At 47.1% G+C, this 16,666-nt stretch carries 15 protein-coding genes; 6 read left to right on the top strand and 9 right to left on the bottom strand.

Translation table 11 applies throughout. The features are described from left to right. Position 1: 1 nt before the first annotated feature. Positions 2-1,144 carry a zinc-dependent alcohol dehydrogenase gene (locus WH45_RS10360; RefSeq protein ID WP_046214275.1) on the bottom strand — a complete coding sequence of 381 codons (1,143 nt, stop codon included), beginning with the start codon at positions 1,142-1,144 and terminating at the stop codon, positions 2-4. A 356-nt stretch (positions 1,145-1,500) separates the two neighbouring features. Between WH45_RS10360 and WH45_RS10365 the strand changes: the two genes are divergently transcribed. Next, positions 1,501-2,274, top strand: coding sequence for a TraR/DksA C4-type zinc finger protein (locus WH45_RS10365; protein ID WP_046214276.1), 774 nt, complete (start codon positions 1,501-1,503; stop codon positions 2,272-2,274). A 187-nt stretch (positions 2,275-2,461) separates the two neighbouring features. On the opposite strand, the gene WH45_RS10370 is transcribed toward WH45_RS10365, so the two are convergent. Next, positions 2,462-3,817, bottom strand: a complete 1,356-nt coding sequence (locus tag WH45_RS10370; RefSeq protein ID WP_046214277.1) for a hemolysin family protein — start codon at positions 3,815-3,817, stop codon at positions 2,462-2,464. 277 nt (positions 3,818-4,094) lie between these two features. Between WH45_RS10370 and WH45_RS10375 the strand changes: the two genes are divergently transcribed. From WH45_RS10375 to WH45_RS10385, 3 genes are all read left to right on the top strand, one after another. Next, positions 4,095-5,072, top strand: coding sequence for a carbohydrate ABC transporter permease (locus WH45_RS10375; protein ID WP_082096686.1), 978 nt, complete (start codon positions 4,095-4,097; stop codon positions 5,070-5,072). Next, a complete protein-coding gene (locus WH45_RS10380) occupies positions 5,069-5,893 on the top strand; it encodes a carbohydrate ABC transporter permease (RefSeq protein ID WP_046214278.1) in 825 nt (274 codons plus the stop codon). Before WH45_RS10375 ends, WH45_RS10380 begins: the two co-directional genes overlap by 4 nt. 181 nt (positions 5,894-6,074) lie before the next feature. Further along, positions 6,075-7,454, top strand: coding sequence for an ABC transporter substrate-binding protein (locus tag WH45_RS10385; RefSeq protein ID WP_082096688.1), 1,380 nt, complete (start codon positions 6,075-6,077; stop codon positions 7,452-7,454). A 216-nt stretch (positions 7,455-7,670) separates the two neighbouring features. Here WH45_RS10385 and WH45_RS10390 read toward each other — a convergent pair whose 3' ends face one another. The 3 genes from WH45_RS10390 to WH45_RS10400 form a co-directional block, all read right to left on the bottom strand. Beyond that, positions 7,671-8,072 carry a hypothetical protein gene (locus tag WH45_RS10390; RefSeq protein WP_046214280.1) on the bottom strand — a complete coding sequence of 134 codons (402 nt, stop codon included), beginning with the start codon at positions 8,070-8,072 and terminating at the stop codon, positions 7,671-7,673. A gap of 130 nt (positions 8,073-8,202) precedes the next feature. Beyond that, positions 8,203-9,174 carry an SDR family NAD(P)-dependent oxidoreductase gene (locus WH45_RS10395; protein WP_046214281.1) on the bottom strand — a complete coding sequence of 324 codons (972 nt, stop codon included), beginning with the start codon at positions 9,172-9,174 and terminating at the stop codon, positions 8,203-8,205. Between the two features lie 129 nt (positions 9,175-9,303). Then, positions 9,304-9,768, bottom strand: a complete 465-nt coding sequence (locus tag WH45_RS10400; RefSeq protein WP_152663535.1) for a MerR family transcriptional regulator — start codon at positions 9,766-9,768, stop codon at positions 9,304-9,306. Between the two features lie 490 nt (positions 9,769-10,258). Here WH45_RS10400 and WH45_RS10405 point away from each other — a divergent pair, with 490 nt between their 5' ends. Next, positions 10,259-11,455 (top strand): LLM class flavin-dependent oxidoreductase, encoded by a 1,197-nt coding sequence (locus WH45_RS10405; protein ID WP_046214283.1) that lies wholly within the window; start codon positions 10,259-10,261, stop codon positions 11,453-11,455. 339 nt (positions 11,456-11,794) lie between these two features. On the opposite strand, the gene WH45_RS10410 is transcribed toward WH45_RS10405, so the two are convergent. After that, positions 11,795-12,349: a PadR family transcriptional regulator gene (locus WH45_RS10410; protein ID WP_046214623.1), complete on the bottom strand. Its 555-nt coding sequence runs from the start codon at positions 12,347-12,349 to the stop codon at positions 11,795-11,797. Positions 12,350-12,551: 202 nt separating this feature from the next. Here WH45_RS10410 and WH45_RS10415 point away from each other — a divergent pair, with 202 nt between their 5' ends. After that, entirely contained in the window at positions 12,552-13,751 is a 1,200-nt protein-coding gene (locus tag WH45_RS10415; protein WP_046214284.1) for an MFS transporter, read from the top strand. 121 nt (positions 13,752-13,872) lie between these two features. Here the strand turns inward: WH45_RS10415 and WH45_RS10420 are convergent, their stop codons facing one another. The 3 genes from WH45_RS10420 to WH45_RS10425 form a co-directional block, all read right to left on the bottom strand. Next, complete coding sequence (locus WH45_RS10420; protein ID WP_046214285.1) at positions 13,873-14,619, bottom strand: SDR family NAD(P)-dependent oxidoreductase; 747 nt, start codon at positions 14,617-14,619, stop codon at positions 13,873-13,875. Between the two features lie 316 nt (positions 14,620-14,935). Then, positions 14,936-15,112, bottom strand: coding sequence for a hypothetical protein (locus tag WH45_RS23750; protein WP_017812139.1), 177 nt, complete (start codon positions 15,110-15,112; stop codon positions 14,936-14,938). Positions 15,113-15,324: 212 nt separating this feature from the next. Next, positions 15,325-16,536, bottom strand: coding sequence for a WD40/YVTN/BNR-like repeat-containing protein (locus WH45_RS10425; protein WP_152663536.1), 1,212 nt, complete (start codon positions 16,534-16,536; stop codon positions 15,325-15,327). Positions 16,537-16,666: the final 130 nt, after the last annotated feature.

Consider the following 16,666-nt stretch of genomic DNA (forward strand, 5'->3'; position numbering starts at 1 on the left):
CTTAAGGCTGCAGAATAACCTTGATACAATCTTCTTTTTTGTCATTGAAAATATCATATCCGCGCTCTGCATCGCTCAGCGATATTTTATGCGTAATAATATCGGTCGCATCGAATTTGCCGCTGACGACCTGCTGGAACAGTTCCGGCAGATAATGAATCGCCGGTGCCTGGCCCAATGCCAGCTTGATGTTCCGCTCAAACAGATGGCCCAGTGGGAACATATTGTAACGCAGTCCGTATACGCCGGTCACCTGAATCGTACCGAATTTGCGTACTACATTGGATGCCATATTAAAGGCGCCCAGGCCGCCACCCTGGAGTTTGAGATTGGTAGCAACTTTCTCTGCCGCGGATTTCTCCGCATCCAGTCCTACACAATCGATAACAACGTCCGCTCCACCGCTGGTCAGCTCCAGCAGATATTGATCCACATCCGCTACTTCCTTGAAATTAACGACTTCCACGTTATTTGTACGCTTGGCATGAGCCAGACGATAATCAACATGGTCTACCGCGATGACCCGTTTTGCTCCTTTTTGCCAGGCAAACTTTTGAGTCAGCAATCCAACCGGGCCACAGCCCAGTACGATAACCGTATCTCCCGGCTTCACATTTCCGCTTTCTACACTCCAGTAAGCGGTTGGGATGATGTCAGACAGAAACAGTACCTGCTCATCCGGCATTTCCGATTCTGCGGGAATCACAAAAGGAATAAAGTTGGCATAAGGCACACGCATAAGCTCGGCCTGTCCCCCTGCATATCCACCGTATGTGTCCGAAAAGCCGAAATAAGCACCTGTATCTTTTGGTCCTTCTTCATTGGCATTGTCACATTGGCTTTCCATCTGGTTTTTACAGAAGAAGCATTCACCACAGGCTACGTTAAACGGGATAACCACGCGGTCACCCTTTTTCACTCGGGTTACATTCGGTCCTACCTCTTCTACAATCCCCATCGGTTCATGCCCGATAACATAATCATCATGCATACCTGGAATCTCACCATTGAAAATATGCAGATCCGATCCGCAAATCGCTGTCGACGTAATCCGGACGATAATATCATCGTCTTTCTGGATTGTAGGATCGGCTACCTCTTTTACTTTCACTTTTTGTTTGCCCTGATAAGTTAGCGCCTTCATCATCATTCCCCTTTCCGGATGTGTTCATGAGAGTATCGTCTTTGGCATAAGGTCATACATGTGCTGAAAAATAAAATAAGCAGAAATCACATTTCTTTTTTGTATTAACTCTTTTTGTATTAACCATAACCTTCCTTTTATTAACAACTTACAAATAAATAGTAGTGTTTACGCTTAAGCGATACTTAATGGAATATCTGGGCTTTTCCGTTAACCGCTCCTCCCTCTCCCACTCCAAAACAAGACAGATAGCAAAAGATTAGTTCGCTCGCAAGAAGGGTAAATGAGGTAGAACAGGCGATTACCTATCGGGTACAGCCTTATATGCAGCCAAAGACGGAAGGGAGTTTGTAATCATGAAACATTTAACGGAATCTCAAATAGAGGAATTGAAAAACAGCTTATTGGAGGAAAAGCAGCAGCTGGAACACCATTTTGAAGCGGATAAAGATCGTATGGACGACGGCACAATCGAATCGCAGCGCATGTCTACCGGTGAACTGACTGCTGTTGATAACCATCCCGCGGATCTCGGTACAGAGACATTCGAACGCGGACGCGATCTGGCGATTGATGATCAAATGAACAATACGCTGGATCAAGTTAATGCCGCACTCGAACGAATTGAAAATGGAACATATGGTGTCAGCGAAGTGAGCGGCAAGGAAATTCCGTTTGAACGCCTGCAGGCACTGCCATTTACTACGTATCTGGTCGATGAGAGTCCGCATGACAGTGTGAGCGACTACCGCCCTGTTGAAGAAGATATTATTACTCCGGCAGCCAAAGGTTCCGGTGAGAACCGTCAGCAGAATACAGGTCGCTTTGATGATGCAGGCGCCTGGCAGGCAGTTGAGGATTACGGAGTAGCCGATTCTCCTGCCCTCAGTGCACAGCGTGAAGTGCACAACTATAATGATCTGGCCGAAGGCCGGGAAAGTAACGATAACTTTACCGAGAGTGTCGAGACTTTTGCTGCCAACGATATTGACGGCAGCAACCAGCACATCGAACAGGGTGAAGCGGTTGAAGTGTATCAGGATAAAGGCGAAGGCGACATCGAGCTGCAAATTGACGAAGCGGATGAAGAAGTCAATGCGGATGTGGAAGAAGCGGACCGCCGCCGCTAATCATTTTCTACTTCTACTTATTTTTTACTTAATTATTATAAAAATCCCGTATTCAACCGAGAATACGGGATTTTTGCATCTGATTTTACAGATGATTAGGCAGCTCATCCGAGCTGAATATCAAAAAAGAGCCATGCCGCTTGTATAAGGCTATCTCCTGTACAAACGGTATGGCTCTTTTGAGGGATCAGGCGAGTGCCTGATTGGTCGTCACAGCAAACTGCGTAATGACCAGCTTAATTCTGGAAATCCGCTTGTTCTCCGTTTCTTCCACTACAAATAAATGCCCGTCATGTGCCACGCTCTGTCCTACTTGCGGGGGCAGCGACTCTACGCGAGAGTACAGCCATCCGCCGATGGTATCATATTCGGTGGAATCCAGATCCAGCGAGAATCGAGTGTTGATCTCTTCGATCAGCATCAGTCCATCAATGGAATACGTCATTTCATTGATAGGTTCTACCGCTGGACGTTCATGGTCAAACTCATCCTGAATTTCTCCGACGATTTCTTCCATAATATCCTCGAGTGTTACCAGACCGGCTGTACCGCCATATTCATCAATCAAAATCGCGATCTGCGTCTTGCCACGCTGCATCAGCTTCATCAGTTCGCTGATTTTGATCGATTCCGGTACAGCAATAATCGGACGAATCAGTTTTGCGGAGTCTGTAATCTGATAACGCATCAGATCCTTGATATGCAGGAAACCGACAATATGGTCCTTGTCCCCATCACATACCGGATAACGGGTGCGCATGCCATCAAAGGCAATCTGCAGATTCTCTTCACGAGAAGCGTGCAGACTCAGACAGATCATCTCCGTACGTGGAATCATAATCTCATGGGCGGTTGTATCTGCGAATTCAAATATATTATCAACCAGCGCCAGTTCGGTATTATCGATCAGTCCGCTCTTGTTGCTTTCTTTCATGAGTATGCGTATCTCTTCTTCTGTATGAGCGGATTCCAGTTCGGAGGCCGGAGCGATTCCGAATAGCTTCAGCAGGGCATTCGCCATGCCGTTCAACATCCAGATAAAAGGATACATGATTTTATGGAATACGAACATCGGTCCGGCTGTCCACAATGTCACACTTTCCGCTTTGCGGATTGCCAGTGACTTGGGTGCGAGCTCACCGAGTACAATATGCAGTATCGTGATTACCACAAAGGCGATAATAATCGATACGCTGTGTACGGCTACTTCATTATTCCAGCCAATTGCTGCAAATATCGGCCTTATCAGTCCAGCGATTGCCGGTTCACCAATCCAGCCAAGTCCCAGGGAAGCCAGTGTGATTCCCAACTGACAGGCTGATAGATAGGCATCCAGGTTACTAACGATCGACTGTGCAAAACGCGCCCGTGCATTCCCTGCATCGACCAGCGTCTCCAGACGACTGCTGCGAATTTTGACCATTGCAAATTCCGCCGCAACAAAAAAACCATTTAACAAAACAAGAATGAATACAAAAAATAAATTCCACAAACTGGGTAAGGGGTCAGTCAAGTGTATCTCCCGCACTGTCTGCTGCAACATTTCATCAGACAGCAGCGGGTTCACCTCCTTCGAATATTAGATTTTTGAATTTGAAGCCATTGTACATGTATCATCAATTTCCCAATGCATTCACCTCTTTCTATATGTAAGGATAGACGATACCTGATTATATTATAGCTCTAAAACAGGCACAGTCAAATAGGGATATGGCTTACTTACAATTTTTTTACAATCCTGCTCATTTCCGTTAACATGTGCTCTTTATACTTTAGCAGGTGAGCACAAAATGGCGAATATCCTGTTTTCCGTTCTATGAATGATTAATGAAAGTGAGGTTAGATTCTTGGACAAGTCTTCTGCGGTTCCCGTCAAGTCCGGTATTCAACATACTCGTTCGGCAGTTCGTCTGCCGCGCCGGGCCAGACGCTGGCATGAATATGTACTGGCGATGATGTTCCTGGCGCCTTCTATCTTACTGTTCGGCATATTCCTGTTTTACCCGCTGATCAAGTCCGTGTATCTGAGTGTCCATTCCACCACACCACGTGGCGAGGTCGCCAAGTTTATCGGATTGCGTAATTTTGAGAAACTGTTTGATTCCGGTCACTTTTTGAACAGCCTCTGGGTGACATTTGAATTTATGCTGTTCACGGTACCTACTTCCATTGTACTTGCACTGATTCTGGCTGCGATCTGCCGGACGCATCTGAGAGGAACCAAGTTGTTCCGCTTTATCTTCTCGCTTCCGCTGGCGATCTCGGTCAGTACCGGTTCGGTCATCTGGATGGTGCTGTTTCACCCGACGCTCGGTACGCTCAACTATCTGCTGCAGGCGGCCGGACTGCCGGCTGTACAGTGGCTGACCGATCCGAACTGGGCGCTGATATCCATTTCGATCATGACGGTATGGATGAATCTGGGCTTTCTGTTCATTCTGCTGCTCGGCGGGATGGAAGGCGTACCGGAAGACATTTATGAGAGTGCCAAAATGGATGGTGCCGGGCCAATGCGTACTTTTGTACAGCTGACCCTGCCGCTGATCTCGCCGACGATTTTCTTTGCAAGTGTCACTTCGATGATCGGTGCGTTTCAGTCTTTTGGACAGATCCATATATTAACCAAAGGGGGACCGATGAACAGCACGAATGTGCTCGTCTACAATCTGTATCAGGACGCTTTTGTTAATTTCCGGTTTGGCTCAGGCAGCGCGCAGGCGCTCGTACTCTTTGTACTCATCCTGATCCTGACGATCATCCAGTTCAAATTTGGAGAAAAGAAGGTGCATTACCAGTGAGACCCAACATCCTGCGCACCGGTCTGGCCTATCTGATTCTGGCTGCCGCTGCGATCCTGATCCTGTTTCCTTTCTGGACCGCTTTATCCAATTCACTGATGACCGAGTCAGAATCGGCTACATATCCGCCAAAGTTTTTCCCGACCAGCCTGAATCTGGACAACTTTGCCAATGTACTTACCGCTATTCCCATTATCCGTTTTATCGTTAACAGCTTTCTGACCAGTGGAATCATTACGGTCGGTAACCTGATCACCGCTTCCATGGCAGCCTATGCATTCGCTTTTCTGCGCTTTCCAGGGCGCAAGCTGCTGTTCGCGCTGTTCATGGCGACGATGATGATTCCATGGGAAGTAACTGTTATTCCCAACTATCTGACCGTACGCAGCTGGGGCTGGCTGGATTCCTATGCCGGATTGACCGTGCCTTTTCTCGCTACAGCGTTTGGTACGTTTTTGATGCGTCAGTTTTTCCTCCAGCTGCCCAAAGAACTGATGGAAGCTGCGCGTATTGATGGGTGTGGACATATCCGTATTTTCGCATCGCTTGCCCTGCCGCTCGCCATGCCGGGACTCGCTACGCTCGGGGTCTACTCGTTCCTCAATCACTGGAACATGTATCTGTGGCCGCTGCTGATTACGAATACGGAGAATATGCGTACCGTACAGATCGGGATCAGCATGCTGCAATTTGCCGAGATGACCGCCTGGAATCTGGTCATGGCCGGTATTGTGCTGGTGCTGCTGCCTTCCCTGCTCATGCTCGCAATCGGACTGGGACGTCTGGTTGGCGGCCTGACAACTGGTGCGCTGAAAGGCTGATCCTACTCGCAGCAAGTGTTCTTATTAACGGAATGCACTTCCCGCTTCTTGCTTGTGCACATCATACGTATGGTATGCAGGATGCAGTATTGACTACGGTGCGTGTTATCTGATTTATCTGCTTTATTCAATTCATTTATTAGAGCAACCTACTAAATTATATTAAAGGAGAATGTTCATCATGAAATTCAAACCTTTTTGGCGTCGCAAATGGAGTCTGCTCGGCATGAGTCTGTTCTTGTTCCTGGCAGCCTGCAGCGGCGGACAATCTTCACAGGGTTCCGAACCGGCTGCTGCCGCTGAAAGTGAAGCTTCCTCCGGTCCGGTCAAAGTCGTATGGTGGCACTCCATGAGCGGTGAGCTGGGCAAGACGGTAGACAGTCTGGTCAAGCAGTTCAATGACTCCCAGAAAGATGTACAGGTAGAAGCCGTGTATCAGGGTGAATACGATGAAGGTTTGAACAAATTCAAAGCAGCCATGGGTTCCGGCAGCGGTCCGACCATGATGCAGACGTACGAAGTCGGCAGCCGCTTCATGATCGATTCCCAAGCGGTTACGCCAATGCAGCAGTTTATCGACGCCGATAAATTTGATGTATCCCAGCTGGAAGAAAATATTCTGAGCTACTATACATTTGATAACAAGCTGTACTCCATGCCTTTTAACACATCCAACCCGATTCTCTATTATAACAAGGATGCCTTCAAAGCAGCCGGTCTGGACCCCGAGAATCCACCAACCACTTATGCTGATGTGGAAAAAGCAGCCAAAGCACTGACCAAAGACGGCCAATCCGGCGGTTCCTTCCCGATCTATGGCTGGTTGATGGAACAGCTGCTTGCCAATCAGGATGTAGAACTGCTCAACAACAGCAACGGACGCAGTGGTCTGGCGACCGAATCCATGCTGAATTCCGATGCAGCCGTAAATACACTGACATGGTGGAAAAAGATGGTCGATGACGGTGTGATGCTGAACCTCGGTCGTAAAACTGATGATACCAAAAAAGCTTTTGCAGCTGGTCAGATCGCCATGACGATGGACAGCACTGCTTCCCTGCGCGGTATCGTCAGTTCAGCTGAAGGCAAGTTCGAAGTCGGCACTGCTCCTATTCCCAAGCCTTCTGCCGATTACAAAGGCAAAGGCGGCGTAATCGTCGGCGGCGCAAGTCTGTGGATTATGAACGACAAACCGGAAGCCGAACAGCAGGCAGCATGGAAATTCATCAAGTTCCTGACCGAGCCTTCCACTCAAGCTTACTGGAATGTAAACACAGGTTATTTCCCAATTACCAAAAAAGCCTATGACGAAGACCTGATCAAGGAAAACATGAAGAAATACCCGCAGTTCGAGACAGCTGTCAACCAGCTTCACAATACCAAAATCGATCCGGCTACTCAGGGTGCGGTTATGGGTATTTTCCCGGAAGCCCGTCAGCTGACCGAGACAGCGATGGAAGAAGCCATCAACGGCTCCAAATCGCCAAAACAGGCACTTGATGATGCAGCCGCCCAGATTACCCAGAAGCTCCAGGATTACAACGATTCAATTGCACAATAAGTATTGTAGTCACCAGAATGTCCGGCATGTACCTGCACTTATCATGAACTAAATGATACGCTGAACCTGTCAAATAACTATGCTAAAAAAAGGTATACCACGAAAACGCCGTTGTACGGATAAAGATCCGTATCAGCGGCGTTTTTTTGGCATACAGCAATAATCAGACCATCATTTATTTAAGGAATTCATCGAAAAATATGACATAATACCAAGTTAGAAGAAGTTACGGGGCGAAGCATGACCGGCAATCCGGATGTAGGAGCCTGCAGCCGATTCTGTGAAAATCGCCTGTACCAAAGCTGTCAGCGGCAGTATCTCACGCTGTCCGGTGTTCACCTGACAAATAACAAGATAATCCTCGCCTGTTGCTTCCAGTCGGCCATGGTAGATACTATGCTGTACCCTGCCTCCCGGAATCATATGAAATGTGCCAACCTGACCGAGTTGTTCGTCCAGCTTCTGGCGTACTGTAACACGTTTAGCTGCCGGACGAATTATGTGTTCTTTTACAGATAAAGCAGCCGGATTAGAGACATTCGATTCATTACGGGTACTACGGATAACCTTCTGCTCTGTACGATAAGCGACCGGACGATAGGGCTCGGTTAACATCATTACATTCCTCCCGCAGAATGAAAGTAAAATGCCGTACCTTGTATATTACCCGTCTCGCTTATCCGGAAATCCTATATTTTACCTACAGAAAATAATATTTTAATCCACTATCGTAAGTAGCCGGATAATCTCAGGACAGATCTGCTCCGGTCAATTGTACGGAGAGATCCCACAGACGCTTGGCCTGCTCCGGATCGATCGCATAATCTTTGACACCGGAACGCGGTCCATCCGGAACATTCATCTCTGCAATATCACAATCTTCGCAGTAGACCCCGCCTTTGCCTTCCAGCTGTGGAGAAGTAGCTGCCCATACCTGGGTCGCTGCCCCCTGCTCAGGTGACTTAAATTCCGAATTGACTGCATTTCCATCTTCGTCGATCCAGTTTAGAGCGACCATTTCTTCTTTGGGCAGATGGCGCTGCAGCGGCGTCAGAATACCGCCCGGATGTACGGCAAATGCGCGTACGCCCTGCTCCATGCCACGTCTGTCTAGTTCAACTGCGAACAGGACATTTGCCGTTTTGGCCTGACCGTATGCTTCAAACTTCTGATAATTCCCTTCGAAATTCAGATTATCCCAGCGAATCGGCGAGATATGATGTCCTGTCGACGAAGTTGCCACAACTCTCGCACCCTCCCCTGCTATCAGCGTAGGCCAGATCAGGTTAATCAGGGTAAAGTGACCCAGATGATTGGTCGCAAACTGCAGCTCCCAGCCCGGGCCTACCCGTGTCTCCGGACAGGCCATTACACCAGCATTCAGGAGTGCCAGATCAATACTGCGTCCGCTCTCCAGCAGGCGCCCGGCAAAAGCACGTACACTATCCAGATCGGATAGATCCATCTCATCCACCTCGACATTTTCCAGACCGGCCAGCGCCTCACGAGCTGCCTCCGGTCGACGGGCCGGTACGATGACGGAAGCGCCTGCTTTTACCAGTGCGCGCGTCGTTTCGAGTCCGAGACCGGAATATCCTCCTGTGACCAGAGCCCATTTACCGTGAAGATCGATTCCTTCCAATACCTCGCTCGCTGTACTGTCATGTCCAAATCCTGAACCGAGCTTGTGCTGTGGTGTTGGTGTATACGATTGCTGCATTATTCATTCTCCCCTTTCGTGGATGATAGTATAACTGTACAAGCTAGAGTTCACTCTAGGTCAAGTGTGATTTTATGATTTTTTTGCTGTTCTGCATTTGCCGCTCTATACCTGTGCCAAAGAATGGAATTACTCGGATAATTTTTCACCATCTGTGTTCAGAGCGCTAAAGCGCTGATTTTCCCAGGTCTGTTCCGGTTCATTGCGATTTAGATGCTGCTCATACACATTCGCTTTGAAAGTAATCACTTTCAGGCAGTCGTTCAGCTCTTCCATCTGGTTGATGACCTGCTGCTGATGTTCCTTCAAGATAGCCAGCCGCTCATATTCATTGCCCGGACCGCTGCGCACCAATTCGGCAAAACGGCGAATCTGGGCAATCGGCATGCCGGAAGCACGCAGCCGGGTGCAAATGTATAACCACTCCACATCGGATTCACTGTAACGCCGCCGGCCACCTCCATCCCGGGTAATGCGTGTCGATAACAGCAGCCCTTCTCGTTCATAAAATCGAAGCGAATGCACACTGAGACCCGAACGCTCCGCCACTTCACCAATACTGAGCTGTTCTTTCTGCTGTATATTCGTATTCATTATCTCCATCCCCTTTGCTCACCCGGATCACTCCGGTGTTTGTTATTTACATTTGATCATGATGATATTGGATATTGTCATCACTCATTGAAAGCTAGCGTAAATTGAAAACTGACATAAATGAATAAACAGATGATTATCGTACCTTTATATTTGCTTTCTATCTTATCGCAAAGGCCGTTCCTTCACCACCAGTACTGATCTGTCCAATTTCCAGATTTCCCGAGCAGCATTTCTCGAACATTACTTGACGAACAACCAGCAGTAGTCAACAAACAGCCAGATATTCCTTATCTAAAAGATGGTTCAGCCGTTCTGTACGACACGTTATACTGTTACCAACCGTACCTTACAAACCAATTGACACATTATGACGAAAATGCTAGTATCATTTATACCAAGTATGCTTGTCGGATTAGTTTACTAAGCAAAGTGATGAAGTTAGAAGGACTATCACTTTCCAAATATACCTTTTAAAGGAGCTATTACTATGTCAGTATCTGATCATATTCAACGGGATGAAGTAGAATTTGGCTGGTTTATGCCTACGATGGGAGACGGAACCAGCCTTGGGCGCGAGTCCGAGCGCAAGCCGACACTCGAATATTTGACCAAAGTAGCACAGACTGCAGAGCAGTCCGGTTTTGAATTTGTTCTTATTCCTACGGGCGGTGCCTGTCTCGATTCCTGGGTGGTCGGTTCTGCCATTGTTGGAGCTACCAAGACGCTCAAGCCTCTCGTAGCCGTAAGACCCGGATTGATCGCTCCTGTACTGACTGCACGTATGGCTGCTGCACTGGATACACTGTCCGAGGGCAGAGCGCGGATCAATATCGTAACCGGCAGCTCCCCGGATGATCTGGAAGAACTGGGCGATCCGCTGGCACGGGCTCATGATGAGAAATATGCACGAACCCGCGAATATCTGGATATTATCAAAGGCGTATGGTCCCAGGCATCCGGACTCGCTTCTACCGAGTTTGGCTCCAGTGATGATGCTTCCATTCAGGATAACAAGGTATATTTCAAAGGTGATTATTATGAAGTAAACGGCGGTGTTAGCCGTCCGGATACCGTACAGAAGCCCGGGCTTCCGATTTACTTTGGCGGCAGCTCTCCGATGGCCAAAAGCGTCGGCGCCGAATACGCAGATGTGTTCCTGATGTGGTCAGAACCCTTGGAGATGATCAAGGAACAAATCGTCGAGATTCAGAAAGTGCAGCAGCAGTACGCGGACCAGCATGGCAGCGTCCGCCCTCTGCGTCTTGGCATGCGCGCGCAGGTGCTTGTGCGTGATACCGAAGAGGAGGCATGGGAAGCTGCACGCAATCTGATCAAGGATATCGATCCCGAGACGATTGAACGTGCCAAAGCTGCCTTTAGCAAAACCGGTGCGACCGGTCAGAACCGCCAAAATCAGATTCGTGATGCGGCCGCAGACAATGACTTTATGGTAGGACCGAATCTGTGGGCAGGACTGTCCAATGTACGCTCCGGCGGCGCGCTGATGTTTGTCGGTACTCCGGATCAGGTATCGGACCGTCTCATGGAATATGCGGAGGCAGGTGTGACTTCATTCATCCTCTCCAGCTATCCACATCTGGAAGAAGCACAGATCTTTGGAGACAGCACACTGCCGCTGTTCAAGGAAAAATGGGCACAGCGTTTTGCCTCTTCGGTGCGTTAAAAATAGGCCCCTCTTTATTAAAAAAATAAATATCATCCGCTTATATAGTCTGCTTTGAATATGAAACAGGCCCGCAGTTCATTGGGAGAACCAACGAACTACGGGCCTGTTTTAATATAAAAATCCAAACCATTTCTTTTGCGTAATATTGTCCGACATTGACACCCTGTCCATTCTCAAGCTCTGGCTTGATGGATCAACTCAACAATCTGCTCCATATGTTCATTTATGAAAAAATGGCTTGGCTGATTAATATACCTTTAATTACATTATATTCTATACACAAAAAGTCTACTATTCAAAGTGAAATAGTAGCCTTTAACTTATAGTATAAGTCTGTTAATTGTTAGTGGAAGACTCCTCTTCCTTTAATAAATCTTGTTTCAATTCTTCCAAAAATTTCAACTGAAGTTCACACTGTTCATAAATATTCTGAAAAATAAATAAAACGTTTTTGGGCACTTCAGAATACTTTTCTTTTTCCAATTGTCCTTCTCTCATCTCATTATAGGTTTCTTGAATCGCTTGTTGCTGAACATTTAATGCCTCAATAAGAGCATCTTTGGATGCTTCATCCATAAAAGTTAGTACAGTATACAAAGCAGTAGGAAATACAACAGAAGCTTTTTTGAACGAATTAATGAGCATCGTGTCAAATTCTGATTTCCCTTTAGAAGTAATCGAGTAAATGGCCTTGGATCGATTACCTGTCTGTTCCAGTGTTTGCAGAGTAATCAATTCTTCCTTATCCAACTTTCTCAAAGCATGATAAATGGAGGCTGGCTGGACATAGGCCCATTTATCCGTTTTCGCTGATTGCATTTTTTGTTGAATTTCATAGCCGGACATAGGTCCATATTTTAGCAAAAGTCCAAGAACCATTACTATAGTCATCATTAATGCATCCTCCAGTATTATTTTTGAATTACTAAAATTATAGTACTTTTCAAGCAGTAAATCTACATGTCAACCATAAAGCTATTTTAGCTTGATCTTTCTACTTTACAGTTTTTAGAGAGCTTGTTATAATGCAAACATATCAATAGTAAATGTTTAGTACTAAATATTTAATAGTAAACATATAGGAGGTATTATAGTGGACTCATCACTAAAATCAAAACAAAAAGCAGCTTTATTGGTTGTAGGATTAGCTATTTTTTTGGATATGTTAATTTATGGACTGGTTGTACCCATTCTGCCGAGATATGCTTCTTCTTTGGGAGCATCCCAAACGGAAATTGGTCTGCTTTTTGGTAGTTATGCAATTGTTTTATTTATAGCTACACCTATTTTTGGGGCTTTATCGGACCGTATTGGACGCCGGGGACCCATGTTATGGGGATTGTTGGGGTTGGCAGCAGCTACTTTACTGTTTGCCTTTTCAACCAGCTTCTGGATGCTCGTAGTGGCTAGATCTCTGCAGGGATTAGCAGCAGCCATTACTTGGACTGCAGGACTTGCTATTCTCGCGGATCTTTACCCTTCCCAGGAACGGGGGAAAGCGATGGGATTGGCTTTGTCCGGTCAGGCAGCTGGTATTTTATTAGGTCCGGCTATTGGCGGATGGCTTTATCAATTAGGGGGCTATCAGCTTCCATTTTTATTCGCTGCTGCCCTTGCCCTTATTGACGGTATTCTACGCCTTGTGTTGTTACGTGATTTCCCGGAAACGAAATCAGGCAACTTTCTCTCCCCTTTTGGTCTTCTTCGCAACCGCAGCATTTTAGTAATTGCTGGTGTTATTGTAATCGGCGCTGCAGTACCGAGCGTTCTGGAACCTACTCTTCCACTTCATTTGCAAGAAAAGTTTCAAGCACAGCCTGGATTTATCGGCCTTCTGTTTATTGTTCCGACATTAGCTTATGGATTAACAACTCCTTTAATCGGAGCCCTTTCCAGTAAAATCGGCAACAAGCGGGCTTTGATGATTGGGTTATTGATGGTCTCCATCAGTCTTCCTTTGGCATCCTTGCCCGATTCCATGTGGATGCAGGCGGCAGCTCTGGCTCTTCTCGGGGTCAGTATGGGGATGGTACTTGCGCCTTGTCTTCCAGAGTTGGCCAGTCTCTCTGAAAATAGTGGAGTTCCCTCTTACGGTGTTACCTTTGCGGTATATAATACGGCCTATTCAATTGGTATGATGTTGGGTCCTATTAGCAGCAGTATTCTTACAGATCGGATTGGTTTAACTTCTTCTTATCTAATTATAGGCTGTGTAGCACTCCTATATATGGCTTTTTTGTTGCTAAGCATGAGTCGAAGCTCTTTCAAAGCCAATCAACCACAAAATAAATAATCAGTCTCTATTACTTCATACTGTATACAGGATTAACGCAAATAACGCCTCAAATAAATGAATGTCAGATTTTCATGACGTCATTTGATTTGAGGCGTTATTAGTATTCATTATCTGCCGACTACTCGATATAGATCATTTTCCGGGTCATACCTCCATCGATCACCAGCTCCGCACCGGTAATAAAGGAATTGTCCTTGGACGTCAGGAACAGACAGGCTCTGGCGATATCATCCGGTTTGCCGACCCTTTGTGCCGGGTGCTGAGTGTGATCTTCCGGCTTGAGTGCAGTATAGTCGCCATTCTCGATCCATCCGGGACTAATGGAATTGACCCGGATATGATCGGGTCCCAGAGATACAGCCAGCGCATGCGTGAGCGCGGTGATGCCTCCTTTGGAAGCGGCATAGGCTTCGGAATTGGGCTCGGACATATGTGCCCGGGTAGAAGAGATATTGACGATCGCTCCCCCTTCACGATCCCGCATCACCTTGGCAGCTTCCCGTGACATGAGGAAGCATGCTCTTACATTCGTATTCATCACTTCATCCCACTCATCTACCGTCAGTTCATAAGGTGATTTCCAATGGCTAATTCCGGCATTATTGATCAGCACATCAATCTGACCTGTCGTCTTGACCACTTCCTGGATCAAAGCCTGTACATCCGCTTCGCTGCGTACATTACAGGGTAAAAAGTGTGCCTGTCCTCCCTGCTCGCGAATCCTGGCCGCCGTCGCTGCCCCCTCTGCTTCCTGTACATCGCTCAGAAATACGGTTGCCCCTTCTGCAGCGTACCCTTCTGCTACTGCCTTGCCGATCCCCTGGGCTGCGCCGGTTATAATTACTGTGCTTGATGTATATTTCATGATTGATCTCCTCCATTATTGCGAATTGGCATAAATAGCTGCATAATGTTCGTCCATGATGGATAGACAGCGTAACACTCTGCCCTCTACTGCACTATTCAACGATTGAACCGCACCCGAAACATGGGTTCTTTCCATTCTTCAATATACGCAATTCTGTCGCCCCTTGTCAGCCTACGGCTGTCCAACGCAAAAACCTCCACACTTCGCTAACTTTGGAAGTGTGGAGGTTTAGGAGCTGCCGGGATATGGATTCCATTTCTCTAAAAGGATGTTATCTTGCTGACGCCTGATCTGGAGAATACCAGCCAGATGGTTATGCATAGTAGGCTTGCAGCATTTCCTGTGTATCATCTTTCTCTCCATCGAATAAGCCCTGGTCTGCCCAGCATGCGAGACAAGTTTCTTCATCCTGGCATTTGGCAGCTTCTTCACAGTTGTAACAAAGGGTCATGTAATAGTGGGTAAAGTTTTCTTGGACGTTGGCTTTCATCTCAATCATCTCCTTGTTTTTCTACACCCCAATCATAACTGATCCTCTGCACTTATTATGTGATTTTTTTCACAAAAGATCTGAAATTTTAGATTATTTTTTATTTTTCTTTTAAGAATATTAAAAAAGGAGTTACCTTTCTGTTATTCAACAGACCGAGGTAACTCCGTATATTCAAATGGAAGGAAATGCAAAACAACTATTAAAGTATATTACAGCACATGCCAGCTTTTGCCTCCGTCGGTTGTCTGCATGAGCAGCGAGCGGCGTTCTTCATTTTTGGCGACCAGCAGCCAGCCTACATCTTTGGAAAAGAATTGCAGTTTCGCCATTTCAGGATAATTGGCGAGCGTCTTTTGCAGAGTATCATTGGGCGGCAGTGCCTTCCAGGTGTGACCCTGATCCTGCGTAGTATATACAATGCCATCGATCAGTGACCAGCCCTGCTTGCGACTCAGGAAAGTCGGTCCCATCGCCTGATTTATTCCTGTCTGCGGCTTCAGGGTATAAGCTACATGTGTCCAGTTTTTCCCGCCATCTTCGGTGAAATAGCCGGAGTAACTGGTTTCGGTTCCCTTGACACAGCCGATATTCATCCAGCCGCTCGTCTTGCTTGTACCGTAAAATTGCGGTTTGCCAGTCGTAATTCGGTCACAACTCTCCACTTCTTTACTGAGGAACCGGGCGCTGGCAGTCCAGGTTTTGCCGCTGTCAGCTGTCGTGTACAGGCTTGGTCGTCCATTCTGTTCCAGAGTGACGAAGCCATGTTTGTCATCCCGGAAAGACATACCGATCAGTGTACCGCTCTGCGGAAGCTCATTGGCTGTCTGTTTGGAGGCATTCAGATAGGTCGAATTTTGCATCAGCCGTGTCCAGCTGTCTCCGCCATCCTCCGTACGGTAAAAGGCCTTGCCCTGCTGGTGGTCCGATTCGTCTGTGGACGTCATCACCCAGCCGGTTTTCTCATTGATAAAGTACATGCCGAGCACGGTTCCATTATCGTTAAATGTAGCTACATTCCAGTTCTGGCCACCGTCCATCGTATGCAGGATCAGTGTCTGACCCACACCATTGGCATTACGGGCCACCCAGCCATTTTTCTGGTTCAAAAAGAAAATGCTGCTGCCATAGACCGGCGGCTCCGAGAAAGAAACCGTCTTGGCAGGGGATACATTGTCCCAGGTTTTGCCGTTGCTCTGCGTCACATAGATACGCAGTTCATTGCGGGTCAGCCCCCAGGCCACGCCTGAGCTCGCGCTGAGCAGCTGGAAATCGGTAAGTCTCGTCTGAATCTGATATTCCGAAGCGTCAGGTCTTCCACCTGCACGCTGATCTATGTTTGAATCGGTTGTTTTTTTGAGGGTAATGGTCTGACCCTGATCTTCTTTGGAATTCTGAAGCTGCTCACGTACAGCCTCACTCATAAGAGCGTTATCGCTGCCTGCTGATGAACAGGCGGACAGAAGGAAAACCAGGGATATCCATATAAGAAGCGATTTACTCGTGCTCCACTTCATCTATTATTCTCCTTCCACACACTTACCTGATGCTAAA

Origin of the sequence: Paenibacillus wulumuqiensis (assembly GCF_000971965.1) — a bacterium.
In the GTDB taxonomy this organism is placed as follows: domain Bacteria; phylum Bacillota; class Bacilli; order Paenibacillales; family Paenibacillaceae; genus Saccharibacillus; species Saccharibacillus wulumuqiensis.

What these genes read in the sequence shown, in the direction of transcription:
- WH45_RS10425 (WP_152663536.1), bottom strand. Translation starts at nt 16,536, where the DNA reads ATGAGTGAGGCTGTACGTGAGCAGCTTCAGAATTCCAAAGAAGATCAG.
- WH45_RS10410 (WP_046214623.1), bottom strand. Translation starts at nt 12,349, where the DNA reads ATGACTATAGTAATGGTTCTTGGACTTTTGCTAAAATATGGACCTATG.
- WH45_RS10400 (WP_152663535.1), bottom strand. Translation starts at nt 9,768, where the DNA reads ATGAATACGAATATACAGCAGAAAGAACAGCTCAGTATTGGTGAAGTG.
- WH45_RS10360 (WP_046214275.1), bottom strand. Translation starts at nt 1,144, where the DNA reads ATGAAGGCGCTAACTTATCAGGGCAAACAAAAAGTGAAAGTAAAAGAG.
- WH45_RS10420 (WP_046214285.1), bottom strand. Translation starts at nt 14,619, where the DNA reads ATGAAATATACATCAAGCACAGTAATTATAACCGGCGCAGCCCAGGGG.
- WH45_RS23750 (WP_017812139.1), bottom strand. Translation starts at nt 15,112, where the DNA reads ATGAAAGCCAACGTCCAAGAAAACTTTACCCACTATTACATGACCCTT.
- WH45_RS10390 (WP_046214280.1), bottom strand. Translation starts at nt 8,072, where the DNA reads ATGATGTTAACCGAGCCCTATCGTCCGGTCGCTTATCGTACAGAGCAG.
- WH45_RS10395 (WP_046214281.1), bottom strand. Translation starts at nt 9,174, where the DNA reads ATGCAGCAATCGTATACACCAACACCACAGCACAAGCTCGGTTCAGGA.
- WH45_RS10385 (WP_082096688.1), top strand. Translation starts at nt 6,075, where the DNA reads ATGAAATTCAAACCTTTTTGGCGTCGCAAATGGAGTCTGCTCGGCATG.
- WH45_RS10365 (WP_046214276.1), top strand. Translation starts at nt 1,501, where the DNA reads ATGAAACATTTAACGGAATCTCAAATAGAGGAATTGAAAAACAGCTTA.
- WH45_RS10375 (WP_082096686.1), top strand. Translation starts at nt 4,095, where the DNA reads ATGATTAATGAAAGTGAGGTTAGATTCTTGGACAAGTCTTCTGCGGTT.
- WH45_RS10405 (WP_046214283.1), top strand. Translation starts at nt 10,259, where the DNA reads ATGTCAGTATCTGATCATATTCAACGGGATGAAGTAGAATTTGGCTGG.
- WH45_RS10370 (WP_046214277.1), bottom strand. Translation starts at nt 3,817, where the DNA reads ATGTTGCAGCAGACAGTGCGGGAGATACACTTGACTGACCCCTTACCC.